This is a genomic window from Serratia sp. CY27727 (genome assembly GCF_052169275.1).
GTDB classification, from domain to species: domain Bacteria; phylum Pseudomonadota; class Gammaproteobacteria; order Enterobacterales; family Enterobacteriaceae; genus Serratia; species Serratia sarumanii.
In genome coordinates, this window is sequence record NZ_JBJNLB010000005.1 from 222536 (window position 1) to 237636 (window position 15101).

A 15101-nucleotide genomic window follows, 5' to 3' on the forward strand; every position below is an offset into this window, starting at 1 on the left:
AAAACACACCCCTATTGTTACGCGCTGACAATAGAGCGCGTGATTATTGTTGTGACGATCCAGCCGTGTTGCCGCTGTATGCGAAACGGACTCTATCACGCTGTTTTTGTCACGCGAACTTCACGGATTTTTTGTGACACAAATCACATACAACACCCCAACAAACCACCCTTTATAGTGATAAAGATCACACTTATGGCGTGTAAAAAAAGCACAGTGAGAAAAAAATCGCCTGAAAACCCATAATAAAGCGATGTTGATCACATTTTTAAATTGATAGTTTGTTTTTAAATTGTGATAAGCATCACAATTTATTTTCAACTGCGGCGCCGATCGCGACGCTCTGTTTGATCATCCCTGTGAGCATTCATCCCGCCGGGAACTAGCGAAGTGATGAATGAAAGAAAACTACATTGCCGAATGAATGGATTAATTGAAGTGTAGTACAGAAGCCTGCGCAATAAACCAGCAAGCTATTGGAAACGCTGAGGGGAAATAAAACGGGCCGGCAATGCCGGCCCGTATGTCGTGCATGCGGTGCGTTATTGCGTCACGCTTTGAACGGCTTTCTGCGCATTCAGCAGGTTCTGCTGCTTGGCCACCAGATTCGACATCATGGTGTTGTACTGCGCCACCTGCTGCGCGGTGCGGAACTGCACGCCGTTGTTGTTGAAACTGACCTGGTTGCCCTGGCTCTGCAGGAAATCGCCAACCTGCACCAGATCCTGCACGAAGCCGGCGGTGGTCGGGATCGCCGGCATCAAGGCGTTGGCCGGTGCGGTAACGATCTTGTCATAGGCCTGGTTGTACACCGCCTTCAGATCGTCGGGCTGCTTCAGCGCCACGCGGGCGGTATCCGCCTGCGATTTAGCGGACTGGATCTGCTGGCCCAGCAGGTTCAACGCGCCGACCGATTGCTGCAGCGCGTCGCGTTTGTTCAGGTAGTCCTGCGCGGTGCGGATCTGGTTAATCTGATCCAGCGCCGGCGTCAGGCTGGCGCCGACCGACTTGGACAGCTGCTGCGAAAAGCCGACCAAAATCGCGTAATCGCCGGCATAGTTGCCGAACTTCTGCTTCTGGTCTTCGCTCAGCGTGGGGATGTTCGCCCCGCTGCGCATCACGGTATTCTGTAAGTAATCGATAAATGCTTTGCGCTGTTCCGGCTCTTTATCGCCGCAGGCGGTCAATTGCATGACCACCAACAATGCCAATACCGGTGCCAACCAACGCGCGAAACCTCTGCTCTGGATCCCTACCGCCATGTGACATAACTCCTGTTATAAACCTGCTTTTTCATTGGACTCCGCCCCTTTTTCCGCACTCCGTGCGCCTATAAGAATAGATCAACTGGCGGCATTCCGATACGCGATTCCGCTTGCGGTGAGCATTGCCCCGGCCGGATGCGGTTGAAAATCGTGCGCAAAACGCACTGAGGTTCATTGTCGTCGGCGACCGGACGCTTCAATTTCCCCAAGTCGCCAGGCGACCTTGCCTTCGCACCCAGGAAACGGAAATAAAAAAAGGCGCCCGCAGGCGCCTTTTCACAGCAGAGAGACCGCTTACTGCAGCACGGAGATATCCGCCACCTGCAGGAACAGTTCGCGCAGCTTGCTCAACAGCGTCAGACGGTTCACGCGCACTTCCGCATCGTCCGCCATGACCATCACGTTGTCGAAGAACGCATCCACCGGCTCACGCAGCGCAGCCAGTTCCACCAGCGCTTCCTGGTAGTTGCCCGCCGCGAAGTACGGCTGCAGCTTGTCGCGCAGCACCACCAGGTGAGTCGCCAACTGAATTTCCGCTGCATCCTTCAGCACCGAGGCGCGCACGCTGTCGTTCAGCGTTTCGGTAGACTTGGCCAGAATATTGGAGACGCGTTTGTTGGCCGCAGCCAGCGCCGCCGCCGCTTCCAGCGTACGGAAGTGGGAGACCGCCTTGACGCGCGCGTCGAAGTCGGCCGGCTTGGTCGGACGGCGCGCCAGCACCGCCTGAATGGTATCGACAGCGTGGCCTTCTTCCTGATACCAGGCGCGGAAGCGGCCCAGCATGAATTCCACCACCTCGTCGACCACCTTGGCGTTGGTCAGCTTGCTGCCGTACAGGCGCACGGCCTCTTCGGTCAGGGTCTGCAGATCCAGCGGCAGGTTTTTCTCGACGATGATGCGCAATACGCCCAGCGCGGCGCGGCGCAGCGCGAACGGGTCTTTATCGCCTTTCGGATGCTGCCCGATGCCGAAGATGCCGGCCAGGGTGTCCATCTTGTCGGCGATCGCCAGGGAACAGGCTACCAGCGACTGCGGCAGCGCATCGCCGGCGTAGCGCGGCTGATACTGCTCGTTCAGCGCAACGGCGACGTCTTCCGCCTCACCGTCGTGGCGCGCGTAGTGCATGCCCATCACGCCCTGGGTGTCGGTGAATTCGAACACCATGTTGGTCATCAGGTCGCACTTCGACAGCAGGCCCGCGCGGGTGGCGTGGTTGACGTCGGCGCCGATCTGGCCGGCAACCCAGCCCGCCAGCGCCTGAATGCGGTCGGTCTTGTCGCGCAGGGTGCCCAGCTGCTGTTGGAACAGCACGGTTTCCAGGCGCGGCAGGTTGTCTTCCAGGCGTTTCTTGCGGTCGGTGTTGAAGAAGAACTCGGCGTCGGCCAGACGCGGACGCACCACTTTCTCGTTACCGGAGATGATCTGCTGCGGGTCTTTCGACTCGATGTTGGCCACGAAGATAAAGTTCGGCAGCAGTTTGCCCGCGGCGTCGTACACCGGGAAATACTTCTGGTCGCCCTTCATGGTGTACACCAGCGCTTCCGCCGGCACCGCCAGGAATTTCTCTTCGAATTTGGCGGTCAGCACCACCGGCCATTCCACCAGCGAGGCCACTTCTTCCAGCAGGCTGTCGCTCAGATCGGCCTTGCCGCCAATCTTCTGCGCCGCCAGCTCGGCGTCGCGCTTGATGAGGGCTTTACGCGCTTCATAATCGGCGACCACTTTGCCGCGCTCCAGCAGGATCTGCGGGTATTGGTCGGCGTTGTCGAGGGTGAACTCGGCTTCGCCCATGAAGCGGTGGCCGCGCACGGTGCGCGCAGAGTCGATACCCAGCACGGTGCCCGGGATCAGATCGGCGCCCAGCAGCATCGTGACGGTGTGCACCGGACGCACGAACTGCACGTCGGAGTCGCCCCAACGCATCAGTTTCGGAATCGGCAGTTTAGCCAGCGCGGTGCTGACCATGCCGGCCAGCAGCGCCTGCGCCGACTGGCCTTTGACGTGGGCGCGGTACATCAACCACTCGCCCTTGTCGGTCACCAGGCGTTCAGCCTGATCGACGGTGATGCCGCAGCCGCGCGCCCAGCCTTCGGCCGCTTTGCTCGGTTTGCCTTCGGCGTCGAACGCCTGGGCGATCGCCGGGCCGCGTTTTTCAATTTCGCGATCGGCCTGCGCCGCGCTCAGGTTGGCCACTTTCAGCGCCAGACGGCGCGGTGCGGCGAACCAGCTCACGTCACCGTGTTCCAGGCCGGCGTTGTCCAGCTCGGCGGTGAAGTTGGCGGCGAAAGATTCCGCCAGGGAACGAAGAGCCTTCGGCGGCAGCTCTTCCGTGCCGATTTCCACCAGGAAAGTCTGTTGAGTCATGGCTGCCTCTTAGTTCTCGTTCTTCTTGTTGCACATCGGGAAGCCCAGCGCTTCGCGGGAAGCGTAGTAGGCTTCGGCAACGGCTTTGGTCAGCGTGCGGATGCGCAGAATGTAGCGTTGACGCTCGGTCACCGAAATCGCCTTGCGCGCGTCCAGCAGGTTGAAGGTATGGCCCGCCTTCAGGATGCGTTCGTAGGCCGGCAGCGGCAGCGGTTTTTCCAGCGCCAGCAGCGATTGGGCTTCTTTCTCGTACTGCTCGAAGCAGGAGAACAGGAAGTCGACATCGGCGTATTCGAAGTTGTAGGTGGACTGCTCCACTTCGTTCTGGTGGAACACGTCGCCGTAGGTGGTGACGCCCAGCGGACCGTTGCTCCACACCAGATCATATACGCTGTCCACGCCCTGGATGTACATCGCCAGACGCTCCAGACCGTAGGTGATCTCGCCGGTGACCGGCTTGCACTCCAGGCCGCCGACCTGCTGGAAGTAGGTGAACTGCGTCACTTCCATGCCGTTCAGCCACACTTCCCAACCCAGGCCCCAGGCGCCGAGCGTCGGGTTTTCCCAGTTGTCTTCCACGAAGCGAATATCGTGGATGGTCGGATCCAGACCCAGCTCTTTCAGCGAGCCCAGGTAGAGTTCCTGAATGTTGTCCGGCGATGGCTTAATCACCACCTGGAACTGGTAGTAGTGCTGCAGACGGTTCGGGTTTTCACCGTAGCGGCCGTCGGTCGGGCGACGGGATGGCTGCACATAGGCGGTAGCCATCGGCTCCGGCCCCAGTGCGCGCAGGCACGTCATCGGGTGTGAGGTTCCCGCGCCGACTTCCATGTCCAATGGTTGAACGATGGTGCAGCCCTGGCGCGCCCAATAATCCTGCAGTGTCAGGATCAGGCCCTGGAAGGTCTTGGTATCAAACTTTTGCATGTTGAATTCGCACGCGATACAAGTGGATTTAGATGGAATGCGCCAGTATACCCTTTGACCGTAAGATATACAGCCAGAATCCGGCAACAAGTGCGAATCGGGGCGAGAAGCGCTGGATTTTCCCGCGGCGGGCACAGCGGGAAGGACAACACGCCGGCCGGTTACCTTGCCGTTCAGAAAGACATACCCGGCATACACATTAGAGCCACTTAACAAAAATATCACTCACCGCCGTTTAAATAGTCAATTGGCTGAACGATATTTCCCTCTTCATCGACCAAATTTAAGCTGATTTACGTGCGTATATCCTTATATTTCCCACGAGATAAAGTTGCACCAATGTTATTTTTGTTAATTTTATCAACTAAAAAACTCCCTTCATCGAGAGATAATGTGATCAAGTGCCAGATTATTTCTTATATCGTGAAAAATAAGGCGATATCGCGCGGCGTGCCGACGCGTTGGGTATGGAAGGAATGGCCATGGATGAAATACGGCGCTAACGGGCCACAGAAACAAATTGACAGTTAATCTTTGGTTATACAATAATAAATAAAATTTTCCCTGGTGTTGGCCAAGTGGCTACCTGATCCTTTCATAGGATCAGTTTTTTTTTGTATTTCCGCCAACGTCACTGCGGCCCGCATAATTCCCCCCAGGCCGCCTTTCGCATAAATCCCTTATCAGACCTTATGGCTTATCCTGATCCTGCGCCCTTGAACGCGCCGATGGCCAATTCAAAAACGCGCGCTGACGCCGACGTTATACATAAACTGCTCGCCGCTGCTCAGCCCGCCGGTTTGCGAGACGGTGGCGAAGGCCGATACCCTGTCCGTCAACGGCATGTTGGCCCCCAACGTGACATCCACCCAGTTTTTGTCCTGGCCCGCACTGTCGCGGGTGAACGAGGTTTGCGTCGATTTCAGGCCGCCGCCGGCGCGGTAGACGTCGTCGCCGAACTGGTGCTGATAACTCACTTCCGCATAAGGGTTAAACACGCCGAATTGCGTATCCAGCCGCCAGCCCAACGCGCCGATCTGCGAGTGGTAGGTTTGATCGTTGAAGCGCATGGCGGTGCTGTCATCGCCATCTTCGCTGTAGCCGGAAACGCGGCTGTAATCCCAGGCGAACTGCGCCACCGGCCCGGTGGTCAGGTAAGAAGCGATCGGGAAGTCATAGCCGGCGGTCACGCGCGCGCCCCACTGCCTGCCGGTGGTCGAACCGGTTTCGGTGCGCGTCAGCGGCCCCAGCCGCAGGCTGCGGCGGATGTCGTCATAATCCATCGTCGCATAGTGCAAATCGGCGTTGACCCAGCCCTGCTCGAATATCGCCAGTGAACTGAAAGCCGACAGCAGCAGCCCGCGCGCCTTGTAATCAAAGCGGCTTGAAGGATGTTGATCGTCGTTGGAACCGGCGATCAACGCGCCGATCAGCCAGCCGTCGGTCAGCTGATAGTCCACCCCGACGGTCAGGTTGTGGGTGGTGGCGTTGCCGTCCCCCGCCGCCCGGTTATCGGCATAGTCATAGTGCTGGCCGGCGTAACCGCCGAACACGCCCAGCGAACCCTGCGGGTTTTCGCCGTGGCGCAGCTGCTGGAAGCGGCTGTCGAGCGTGGCGCGGCTGTCGCGCGCCATCGCCGCCGTCGCCTGATTCAGCGCCACCACCTGCGCCGGGCCATCCAACACCGCCTGGATATAATCCGCAATCAGCAGGTGCGCCTGCGGGCTCGGGTGGAAATGGTCGGAGAACAGATAGGACTGGCCGGCGTCGAAGCCGGGCATATCGGAGCTGCAGACCGCCGAGGAAACGCCCGGCGGGCAAGCCATGCCGGCGGTGTTGGCGAAGCCGAACTGCGCCGGATTGGCGATCGCTTCGGCGAACAGCTTGTTGACGTCCACCCGCACGATATTGCCGCCGCCCTGCGCCAGCAAACGGTCTTCACTTTGATTATAGAAATCGGTCAGCTGGGCGGCCTGCGCGCTCAGGCTGTCATACGCCGCGATAAGCTGCGTGGCGATCGCCTGCTGCACCTGAGGAATGGCGCTGCCCTGCTTCGCCGCGGCGGCCAACGCCGCGTGGATCGCCTGCGTGCGTGAAGCGTTGTCCGGCGTCGCCACCGAATTAAGCGTGGCATAGGCCGCCTGGATCGCCGCCCCCTGCACCGGCGACAGCGCCTGTTGAATGATCAATTCCATCAGCTGCGGCGTGGAGCCGATGTTCGGCACCGTCGGCACGATCACCGTGCCGGCGCCGGCGTTCAGCAGCGAATGCACCTGCGCGGCTGCCGCGGCGGCGCTGTTATAGGCCACGCCGGGCGCGGTAGCGGCATTTAATGCCGCCGCCGCCAGATCGTTGCCGCCGATCCAATGAACGTACAAACCGTCGCCGTCGGCCTGGCCGTTGACCCGGTTCAGATAGCGCTGCACCTGATCCTGGGTGTTATCGGCCGAGTTCAGGCCCGGCACCGCCACGGCGCCTCCGGCGGCGTAGTTCTCACCGCCGTTGTCCGAAGCCACCAGCGCCGCCCCGATGCGTTGCGCCAACGCTTCGTCGTACAGCAGGTGCTGGTTACCGTCATAGGTGAACCGGCCGTTGTTGCCGGTATCGCTCAGGCTATCGCCAAAGACGTAGAGTTGATCGTACGCCTGAGCCGGAAGGGTCACACTGCAAAGCAACGCCACTGCAAGCGCCGCCGGGCGGGGCATGCACGTTATTTTTAGAGGCATGAATCGACTCCTGAGAGCCTGCAAATAAAGGCAATGTCGTTTTTATCGTTGGCCGGTTTTCCACCGGCCATGTAGTAACTATTGTCGGCTTTTTCGTCACGTCAAGCGGGCTGATGACAAAACAATCAGAGGCTTGCCAAGTTCGGCGCTTCGAGCGATGATTACTGTTCATAAATACAGCATAAGGACAGTCAGGATGGCAGACGAACGTTGCGGTTGGGTGACGGCCGATCCGTTGTATCTCAAGTATCACGACCAGGAATGGGGAGCGCCCACCACCGACGCGCGCGAGCTGTTTGAAATGCTGTGCCTCGAGGGGCAGCAGGCCGGCCTTTCCTGGATCACCGTGCTGAAAAAGCGCGAGAACTACCGCCGCGCTTTCCACGGTTTCGATCCGCAGCGGGTCGCCGCCATGACCGAACAAGACGTGGAAAACCTGCTGCAGGACAGCGGCATCATCCGCCACCGCGGCAAGATAGAAGCCATCATCACCAACGCCAAAGCCTATCTGGCGATGGAGGCGGCGGGCGAGAATTTCGTTACCTTCATTTGGGACTTCGTCGGCGGCCGGCCGCAGCTCAACCGCTGGCAGGCGCTGAACCAGGTGCCGGCCAAAACCGAGCAGTCCGACGCCATGTCCAAGGCGCTGAAAAAACGCGGCTTCAAGTTTATCGGCTCCACCGTTTGTTACGCCTTCATGCAGGCCAGCGGGCTGGTGAACGATCATCTCACGGGATGCATGTGCTACCCAAAGCCACGGTGATCCGCCCCTGTGGCCCGGAGGATATCGACCGGCTGATGGCGCTGTGGCTGCCCAGCACCATCGCCGCTCATCCGTTCGTGGCGGAAAAATACTGGCGTGAGAGCGCCGCGCTGGTGCGTGAAAACTACCTGCCGCGCGCGCAAAGCTGGGCCTGCTGGCATGACGACGAGATCGTCGGCTTTATCAGCGTGCTGGACGAGCAGTTCATCGGCGCGCTGTTTGTCGAGCGGGCGTTTCACGGCCGCGGCGTCGCCCAGGCGCTGATGACGCACGTGCAGCAGCGCTACCGCCGGCTCAGCCTGGAGGTGTACCAGCAGAACCTGCGCGCCTGCGCGTTCTACCACAGGCACGGTTTTCAGGTGACGCAGCGCCTGTTCAATGATGAAACCCAGGCCTATACGCTGATCATGAACTGGCCGGCAGTCGAAAATTCAACCCGTTATGCTTAAAAAAGGCGCATCTGCACTCCGGATGCGCACAATTAAGAATCCGCTGCATAGCGCCGCCCGGCGTTTTACCGCATAACTCCCCCAGCACTTACCCGCGCTCATCATTTGTCACGTTTTTCTCCGGAACTGCCGGCGAAACCGCGCGTCATAGGTAGCGCGGCGACGCGAGCTCCCTGCGTCACCCACTTTTTTTTGCGTCCCCGCTTTGGGCCGGCGCGTACAGATTCTGATGCCATTAAGGACAAGAACATGAAAAAACGCATTGCAATTATTGCCGGCGCCGTGAGCCTCACGCTCGCGCTGTCGGCCTGTACCACCAACCCTTACACCGGCGAATCCGAAGCCGGTAAATCCGGCATCGGCGCGGGCCTCGGGGCCGCACTGGGCGCCGGCGTCGGCGTGCTGTCCTCTTCCAAGAAAGATCGCGGCAAGGGCGCGCTGATCGGCGCAGCGGCCGGTGCAGCCCTCGGCGGCGGCGCTGGCTATTACATGGACGTGCAGGAAGCCAAACTGCGCGACAAGATGAAAGGCACCGGCGTCAGCGTCACCCGCCAGGGCGACAACATCGTGCTGAACATGCCGAACAACGTGACCTTCGACAGCAGCAGCGCCACGCTGAAACCGGCGGGCGCCAACACCCTGACCGGCGTCGCCATGGTGCTGAAAGAGTATCCGAAAACCGCGGTCAACGTTGTCGGCTACACCGACAGCACCGGCTCCCGCTCGCTCAACATGAACCTGTCGCAGCAGCGCGCCGACGGCGTAGCCAGCGCGCTGATCACCCAGGGCGTGGCGGCGAACCGTATCCGCACCACCGGTGCCTGTCCGGACAACCCGATCGCCTCCAACAGCACCGCGGAAGGCAAGGCGCAAAACCGCCGCGTCGAGATCACCCTCAGCCCGCTGCAGTAATCCCGTGCGGGGCGCCACCGGCGCCCCGCCGCCTCCCTGCGACTTTCTCCTTACCCTTCAACACTCCCGCCCGCACATCGGGTATGGTAGTCTCCTTGGCAATTAACCGCAGGAGGGATCGGCTGTGAGCACAGGCAAGGCAACGCGCGCCTCAGGACGCGCCACCATCAGCGATGTGGCCAGCATCGCCAAAACCGGCAAGACCAGCGTGTCGCGCTATCTGAATGGTGAACAGCACCTGCTTTCCGACGATCTCAAACAGCGCATCGAACAGGCGATCCAGCAGCTCGACTACCGGCCAAGCCAGATGGCGCGCAGCCTGAAGGGCGGCCAGACCCGCCTGATCGGCCTGATCCTCGCCGATATCACCAACCCCTATTCGGTGGACGTGATGCGCGGCATCGAGGCTGCCTGCCGCCAGCACGGCTTTACCCTGCTGGTGTGTAACACCAACAACGAAGTCAATCAGGAACAGCACTACCTGCAGCTGCTCAGCAGTTACCGGGTGGAGGGCATCGTGGTCAACGCGGTCGGCATGCGCGAGGAAGCGTTATCCACGCTGCAGCAGTCGATGCTGCCGATGGTGCTGATCGACCGCAAAATCCCCGATTTCGCCTGCGACGTGGTGGGCCTGAACAACCGCGAAGCCGCCACCGTCGCTACCGAACACCTGCTGCAACAAGGTTTCGAAGCGATTTTGTTCCTCAGCGAGCCGCTCGGTACGGTCAATACCCGTCTCGAGCGCCTGCACGCTTTCAGACATACCATGGCGCAGCACCCCACGCTGTCGGCGGAGCAGGCCGAAACGCCGCTCAACGATCGGCAGAAGCTGGAGCAGGTGCTGAGCGATTTCAGCGGCCGCCATCGCGGCATGCGCAAGGCGGTGATCTCCGCCAACGGCGCCCTGACGCTGCAGGTGGCGCGCGCCATGCGCCGGCTCGGCATCCAGTGGGGCAACGACATCGGCCTGCTGGGCTTCGACGAGCTGGAGTGGGCGGAGCTGGCGGGCGTCGGCATCACCACGCTGAAACAGCCCACCTACCAAATGGGGCACGCGGCGCTGGAGCGGCTGGTGCAGCGCATTCAGGGCCTGGCAGCCCCCAGCGGCGAGCAGATGTTCTCCGGCGAGCTGATCGTCCGCGGCTCCACCACCCGCTAACCCGCCTTCTTCGGGGCCGTTGCCCGCCCCGCCCTCATCGGCTGTTTTTTGCTCAGCTTCGTGATTGCGATCATATTTTTACACTCTGTCGCTTTTCGCTGGAACCGGTTCCATTTAACGTACCGGTAACAGCAGCGGCGGCGACAATGCCGCCTCAGGAGTCAAAATGAAAACAGAAATCATCGTGGTCACCGGCGCCTACGGCACCGATACCGTCAAACAATACGGCGGCCAGCGCGCGCTGTTACCCATCATCGCCGGAGCAGGCGCCGACGGGGTGGAAATCCGCCGCGAACTGTTCGCCGCCGGCGAATTGGACAGCCTGCCGGCCCTGGCGCAAGAGATTGAGCGCCAACAGCTGTTCGCCGTCTACTCCGCCCCTGAGGCGCTGTTTACCCCGCAACATACGCTGAACCCCAACCTGGCGGCGCTGCTGGCGGAAGCGCAGGCGCTGAACGCGCGCCAGCTGAAACTGTCCCTCGGCCATTTCCGCCCCGGTTTTGATTTTACCGAGCTGAAAGTGGCGCTGGAGCAGCACCCGGTCAAACTGGTGGTCGAAAACGATCAGACGCCGGACTGCGGCATTTTGTCGATGCTGAACGCCTTTTTCCACGCCGCGGAAGATAGCCACCTGCCGGTCAGCATGACCTTCGATATGGCCAACTGGCTGTGGGTGGGGCAAGACGCTTTCGCCGCCGCCGAACGCCTGGCCCGCCACGTCGGTTACGTGCACGTCAAAGCCGCCACCCAAGGCCCGCGCGGCTGGCGCGCCGTCGCGCTGGACGATACCGACGGCAGCTGGCGCGATCTGCTGGCCCGCCTGCCGCACGATGCGCCGCGCGGCATCGAATTCCCGTTGCAGGGCGATGATCTGGAAGCCGTCACCCGTCATTACGTCAATATTTTGCGTGCGGAGTAACCCCATGATGACAACGTTAACGGCAACGACGGCGCAGCAGGCGCCCCTGGATGTGGTCACGCTGGGCGAAGCCATGGCGATGTTCGTGGCGGCGCAAACCGGCGATTTGGCGGAGGTGGAAACCTTCACCAAACGCATCGCCGGCGCCGAGCTGAACGTGGCGATCGGCCTGGCGCGCCTGGGCATGAATGTCGGCTGGGTCAGCCGCGTCGGCAACGATTCGTTCGGCCGCTTCACCCTGCAGCAGCTGAAAAAAGAAGGCATCAACTACCGGCAGGTGACGGTCGACGGCCACTATCCCACCGGCTTTCAGGTGAAATCCAAAACCGCCGATGGTACCGATCCCAGCGTGGAATACTTCCGCAAAGGCTCGGCGGCCAGCCACCTGTCGGTCACCGATTTCAACCCTGAGTATTTCGGTTCTGCGCGCCACCTGCACCTGAGCGGCGTGGCGGCGGCGCTGTCCAGCGAATCGCTGGCGCTGTGCCACCATGCGGCGCGCGAGATGCGCGCCATGGGCAAAACCATTTCATTCGATCCCAATCTGCGCCCGGTGCTGTGGCCCAGCCGCGAGGTGATGATCGAGCAGCTGAACCAGCTGGCGTTCGCCGCCGATTGGGTGCTGCCGGGGCTGAAAGAGGGGCAGATCCTCACCGGCCAATCGACGCCGGAAGGCATCGCCGATTTCTATCTGGAACGCGGCGTGCAGGCGGTGATCATCAAAACCGGCCCGGACGGCGCCTGGTTTAAAACCGCCGCCGGCGACAAGGCGGCGGTGGCCGCGGTCAAGGTCGACAACGTGGTGGATACCGTCGGCGCCGGTGACGGCTTTGCCGTCGGCACCCTCAGCGCCCTGCTGGAAGGCAAAACGCTGATACAGGCGGTGCAGCGCGGCAACAAAATCGGTTCGCTGGCGATCCAGGCCATCGGCGACAGCGAGGGCCTGCCAACCCGCGCGGCGCTGGCCGAATAACAATAAAAAAACGACTTCTCCGCATGACGTCAGCCTCTGGCCCTACAACCGGGACGCGTCGGGAGAGCATCTGCCCCTTCCTCTTGCATGCCCAGCGTACCGGGCGAAGGGGACGCAACACCACTGAAGGATACTGAACATGAACAAAGCGACTGTCGCGGCCAAACGCTGGTGGTACATCATGCCCATCGTGTTTATCACCTACAGCCTGGCCTATCTCGATCGCGCCAACTTCAGCTTCGCCTCTGCCGCCGGCATCAATGAAGATCTCGGCATCACCAAAGGCATGGCCTCGCTGCTGGGCGCGCTGTTTTTCCTCGGTTATTTCTTCTTCCAAATTCCCGGCGCCATCTACGCCGAACGCCGCAGCGTCAAAAAACTGATCTTCTGGTGCCTGATCCTGTGGGGCGGCTGCGCCTCGCTGACCGGCGTGGTGAGCAATATTCCGATGCTGGCCGCCATCCGCTTTATCCTCGGCGTGGTGGAAGCGGCGGTAATGCCGGCGATGCTGATCTACATCAGCAACTGGTTCACCAAATCGGAGCGCTCACGCGCCAATACCTTCCTGATCCTCGGCAACCCGGTGACGGTGCTGTGGATGTCGGTGGTGTCCGGCTACCTGATCCACGCCTTCGGCTGGCGTGAAATGTTCATCATCGAAGGCATTCCGGCGGTTATCTGGGCGTTCTGCTGGTGGGTGCTGGCGAAAGACAAACCGGCGCAGGCCGGCTGGTTGAGTGCCGATGAGAAACAGGCGCTGCAGCAGCAGCTGGACGAAGAGCAGAAAGGCATCAAGGCCGTGCGCAACTACGGCGAAGCCTTCCGTTCGCGCAACGTGATCCTGCTGTGCGTGCAGTACTTCGCCTGGAGCATCGGCGTGTACGGCTTCGTGCTGTGGCTGCCTTCCATCCTGCGCAGCGGCATGCAGATGGGCATGGTGGAAGCCGGCTGGCTGTCGGCGGTGCCTTACCTGGCGGCGACCATCGCCATGATCGTGGTCTCCTGGGCGTCGGACAAAATGCAAAACCGCAAGCTGTTCGTCTGGCCGCTGCTGCTGATCGGCGCGCTGGCGTTCTTCGGCTCTTACGCCGTCGGCGCCAACCACTTCTGGATCTCCTACGGCCTGCTGGTGGTCGCCGGCGCCGCGATGTACGCCCCCTACGGGCCGTTCTTCGCCATCATTCCGGAAATGCTGCCGAAAAACGTCGCCGGGGGCGCCATGGCGCTGATCAACAGCATGGGCGCGCTGGGGTCGTTCTTCGGTTCGTGGTTCGTCGGCTATCTGAATGGCGCCACCGGCAGCCCGGCGGCCTCTTACATGTTTATGGCCATCGCACTGGTGGTGGCGGTGGTGTTGACGCTGATCGTCAAACCCGCCCGCAACGAGATCCAGCCGCAATTGGCTTGATCCGGTTATACTTTTTATCTGTTAACCCAACCGGGGGGGCGCCATGCCCCCTTTGGTCCAGCTGGAGTTCGTGATGAAGCCTTCTATCGTATTGTACAAAAGCCTGCCCGCAGATCTGCGTGAACGTCTGGAACAGCACTTCACCGTGCACGCCTTCAACGGCCTGCAGCCGGAGAACCGCGACGACCTGCGCCAGGCGCTGCAGCAGGCCGAAGGGATCATCGGTTCCGGCGGTAAAATTGACGAAGCCTTCCTGCAGCAGGCGCCCAAACTGCGCGCGGCCTCGACCGTTTCCGTCGGCTACGACAACTTCGACGTCGAGGCGCTCAACGCCCATAACGTGCTGCTGATGCACACCCCGACGGTGCTGACCGAAACCGTCGCCGACACCATCATGAGCCTGGTGCTGGCGACCGCGCGCCGGGTGGTGGAAGTGGCCGAGCGGGTGAAGGCCGGCGAATGGCGCGGCAGCATCGGGCCGGACTGGTTCGGCGTCGACGTGCACCATAAAACCATCGGCATCCTCGGCATGGGGCGCATCGGCCTGGCGCTGGCGCAGCGCGCGCATTTCGGCTTCGGCATGCCGGTGCTGTACAACGCCCGCCGCACGCACGAAGAAGCGGAGCAGCGCTTTAACGCGCGCCGCTGCGATCTGGATACCCTGCTGGCCGAGTCGGATTTCGTTTGCATCACGCTGCCGCTGACCGAACAAACCTTCCACATGATCGGCCGCGATCAGCTGGCGAAGATGAAGAAAAGCGGCATTCTGATCAACGCCGGCCGCGGGCCGGTGGTGGATGAGCAGGCGCTGATCGAAGCGCTGCAAAACGGCGTGATCCACGCCGCCGGGTTGGACGTGTTCGAGAAAGAGCCGCTGCCGGCCAACTCGCCGCTGCTCAGCATGCCGAACGTCGTGGCGTTACCGCACATCGGCTCCGCCACCCATGAAACGCGCTACGGCATGGCCGCCTGCGCGGTGGATAATTTGATCGCCGCGTTGACCGGCACGGTGAAAGAAAACTGCGTCAACCCGCAGCTGTTGCGGAAATAACTCAGCGCGGCCGGTGGTCTGCGGATAACCGGCCGTGTTGCTCTTCCTGCTGCGGCGCGAACAGCGCCTGCAGCTGATGTTCTTCGGCGAAGTGCTGCAATTCGGCATCCTGAATTGCCTGAACGATCTCTTCTCGCCAGTTTTTGTCCGTCATCGCTAACCTCCTTTGATGTTCATCGTTTAAT

At 61.0% G+C, this 15101-nt stretch carries 13 protein-coding genes; 8 read left to right on the forward strand and 5 right to left on the reverse strand.

The annotated features are described in order from the left end of the window. Window positions 1-542: 542 nt before the first annotated feature. The 4 genes from ACJ8HB_RS15120 to ACJ8HB_RS15135 all read right to left on the reverse strand — a co-directional run bounded on the left by ACJ8HB_RS15120 (window position 543) and on the right by ACJ8HB_RS15135 (window position 7282). Window positions 543-1262 carry a DUF3053 domain-containing protein gene (locus tag ACJ8HB_RS15120; RefSeq protein ID WP_047569932.1) on the reverse strand — a complete coding sequence of 240 codons (720 nt, stop codon included), beginning with the start codon at window positions 1260-1262 and terminating at the stop codon, window positions 543-545. Window positions 1263-1559: 297 nt separating this feature from the next. Continuing rightward, the gene (glyS, locus tag ACJ8HB_RS15125; RefSeq protein ID WP_033649541.1) at window positions 1560-3629 is read right to left on the reverse strand and encodes a glycine--tRNA ligase subunit beta; all 2070 of its coding nucleotides are present in this window, start codon (window positions 3627-3629) and stop codon (window positions 1560-1562) included. Window positions 3630-3638: 9 nt separating this feature from the next. Next, on the reverse strand, window positions 3639-4556 hold the full coding sequence (gene glyQ, locus ACJ8HB_RS15130) for a glycine--tRNA ligase subunit alpha (RefSeq protein ID WP_043140757.1): 918 nt from the start codon (window positions 4554-4556) through the stop codon (window positions 3639-3641). A 737-nt stretch (window positions 4557-5293) separates the two neighbouring features. Then, window positions 5294-7282: an autotransporter outer membrane beta-barrel domain-containing protein gene (locus tag ACJ8HB_RS15135; RefSeq protein ID WP_094860176.1), complete on the reverse strand. Its 1989-nt coding sequence runs from the start codon at window positions 7280-7282 to the stop codon at window positions 5294-5296. A gap of 196 nt (window positions 7283-7478) precedes the next feature. On the opposite strand from ACJ8HB_RS15135, the gene ACJ8HB_RS15140 reads away from it, so the two are divergent. The 8 genes from ACJ8HB_RS15140 to ghrB all read left to right on the forward strand — a co-directional run bounded on the left by ACJ8HB_RS15140 (window position 7479) and on the right by ghrB (window position 14916). Further along, complete coding sequence (locus tag ACJ8HB_RS15140; RefSeq protein ID WP_047569936.1) at window positions 7479-8045, forward strand: DNA-3-methyladenine glycosylase I; 567 nt, start codon at window positions 7479-7481, stop codon at window positions 8043-8045. Beyond that, window positions 8042-8494: an N-acetyltransferase gene (locus tag ACJ8HB_RS15145; protein WP_033649543.1), complete on the forward strand. Its 453-nt coding sequence runs from the start codon at window positions 8042-8044 to the stop codon at window positions 8492-8494. Before ACJ8HB_RS15140 ends, ACJ8HB_RS15145 begins: the two co-directional genes overlap by 4 nt. A gap of 249 nt (window positions 8495-8743) precedes the next feature. Continuing rightward, the gene (locus ACJ8HB_RS15150; protein ID WP_094860175.1) at window positions 8744-9406 is read left to right on the forward strand and encodes an OmpA family lipoprotein; all 663 of its coding nucleotides are present in this window, start codon (window positions 8744-8746) and stop codon (window positions 9404-9406) included. A 124-nt stretch (window positions 9407-9530) separates the two neighbouring features. Beyond that, the gene (locus ACJ8HB_RS15155; protein ID WP_033653960.1) at window positions 9531-10565 is read left to right on the forward strand and encodes a LacI family DNA-binding transcriptional regulator; all 1035 of its coding nucleotides are present in this window, start codon (window positions 9531-9533) and stop codon (window positions 10563-10565) included. A gap of 166 nt (window positions 10566-10731) precedes the next feature. Then, a complete protein-coding gene (locus ACJ8HB_RS15160; protein ID WP_033636544.1) occupies window positions 10732-11484 on the forward strand; it encodes a sugar phosphate isomerase/epimerase family protein in 753 nt (250 codons plus the stop codon). A 7-nt stretch (window positions 11485-11491) separates the two neighbouring features. Beyond that, entirely contained in the window at window positions 11492-12457 is a 966-nt protein-coding gene (locus ACJ8HB_RS15165) for a sugar kinase (protein WP_041038167.1), read from the forward strand. 139 nt (window positions 12458-12596) lie between these two features. Beyond that, window positions 12597-13865 (forward strand): MFS transporter, encoded by a 1269-nt coding sequence (locus tag ACJ8HB_RS15170; RefSeq protein WP_033639091.1) that lies wholly within the window; start codon window positions 12597-12599, stop codon window positions 13863-13865. Window positions 13866-13938: 73 nt separating this feature from the next. Further along, a complete protein-coding gene (gene ghrB, locus ACJ8HB_RS15175) occupies window positions 13939-14916 on the forward strand; it encodes a glyoxylate/hydroxypyruvate reductase GhrB (RefSeq protein WP_047569939.1) in 978 nt (325 codons plus the stop codon). A gap of 1 nt (window position 14917) precedes the next feature. On the opposite strand, the gene ACJ8HB_RS15180 is transcribed toward ghrB, so the two are convergent. Continuing rightward, window positions 14918-15070 (reverse strand): hypothetical protein, encoded by a 153-nt coding sequence (locus ACJ8HB_RS15180; RefSeq protein WP_019455508.1) that lies wholly within the window; start codon window positions 15068-15070, stop codon window positions 14918-14920. Window positions 15071-15101: the final 31 nt, after the last annotated feature.

What these genes read in the sequence shown, in the direction of transcription:
- ACJ8HB_RS15150 (WP_094860175.1), top strand. Translation starts at nt 8,744, where the DNA reads ATGAAAAAACGCATTGCAATTATTGCCGGCGCCGTGAGCCTCACGCTC.
- ghrB (WP_047569939.1), top strand. Translation starts at nt 13,939, where the DNA reads ATGAAGCCTTCTATCGTATTGTACAAAAGCCTGCCCGCAGATCTGCGT.
- ACJ8HB_RS15165 (WP_041038167.1), top strand. Translation starts at nt 11,492, where the DNA reads ATGACAACGTTAACGGCAACGACGGCGCAGCAGGCGCCCCTGGATGTG.
- ACJ8HB_RS15140 (WP_047569936.1), top strand. Translation starts at nt 7,479, where the DNA reads ATGGCAGACGAACGTTGCGGTTGGGTGACGGCCGATCCGTTGTATCTC.
- glyQ (WP_043140757.1), bottom strand. Translation starts at nt 4,556, where the DNA reads ATGCAAAAGTTTGATACCAAGACCTTCCAGGGCCTGATCCTGACACTG.
- glyS (WP_033649541.1), bottom strand. Translation starts at nt 3,629, where the DNA reads ATGACTCAACAGACTTTCCTGGTGGAAATCGGCACGGAAGAGCTGCCG.
- ACJ8HB_RS15135 (WP_094860176.1), bottom strand. Translation starts at nt 7,282, where the DNA reads ATGCCTCTAAAAATAACGTGCATGCCCCGCCCGGCGGCGCTTGCAGTG.
- ACJ8HB_RS15170 (WP_033639091.1), top strand. Translation starts at nt 12,597, where the DNA reads ATGAACAAAGCGACTGTCGCGGCCAAACGCTGGTGGTACATCATGCCC.
- ACJ8HB_RS15120 (WP_047569932.1), bottom strand. Translation starts at nt 1,262, where the DNA reads ATGGCGGTAGGGATCCAGAGCAGAGGTTTCGCGCGTTGGTTGGCACCG.
- ACJ8HB_RS15180 (WP_019455508.1), bottom strand. Translation starts at nt 15,070, where the DNA reads ATGACGGACAAAAACTGGCGAGAAGAGATCGTTCAGGCAATTCAGGAT.
- ACJ8HB_RS15160 (WP_033636544.1), top strand. Translation starts at nt 10,732, where the DNA reads ATGAAAACAGAAATCATCGTGGTCACCGGCGCCTACGGCACCGATACC.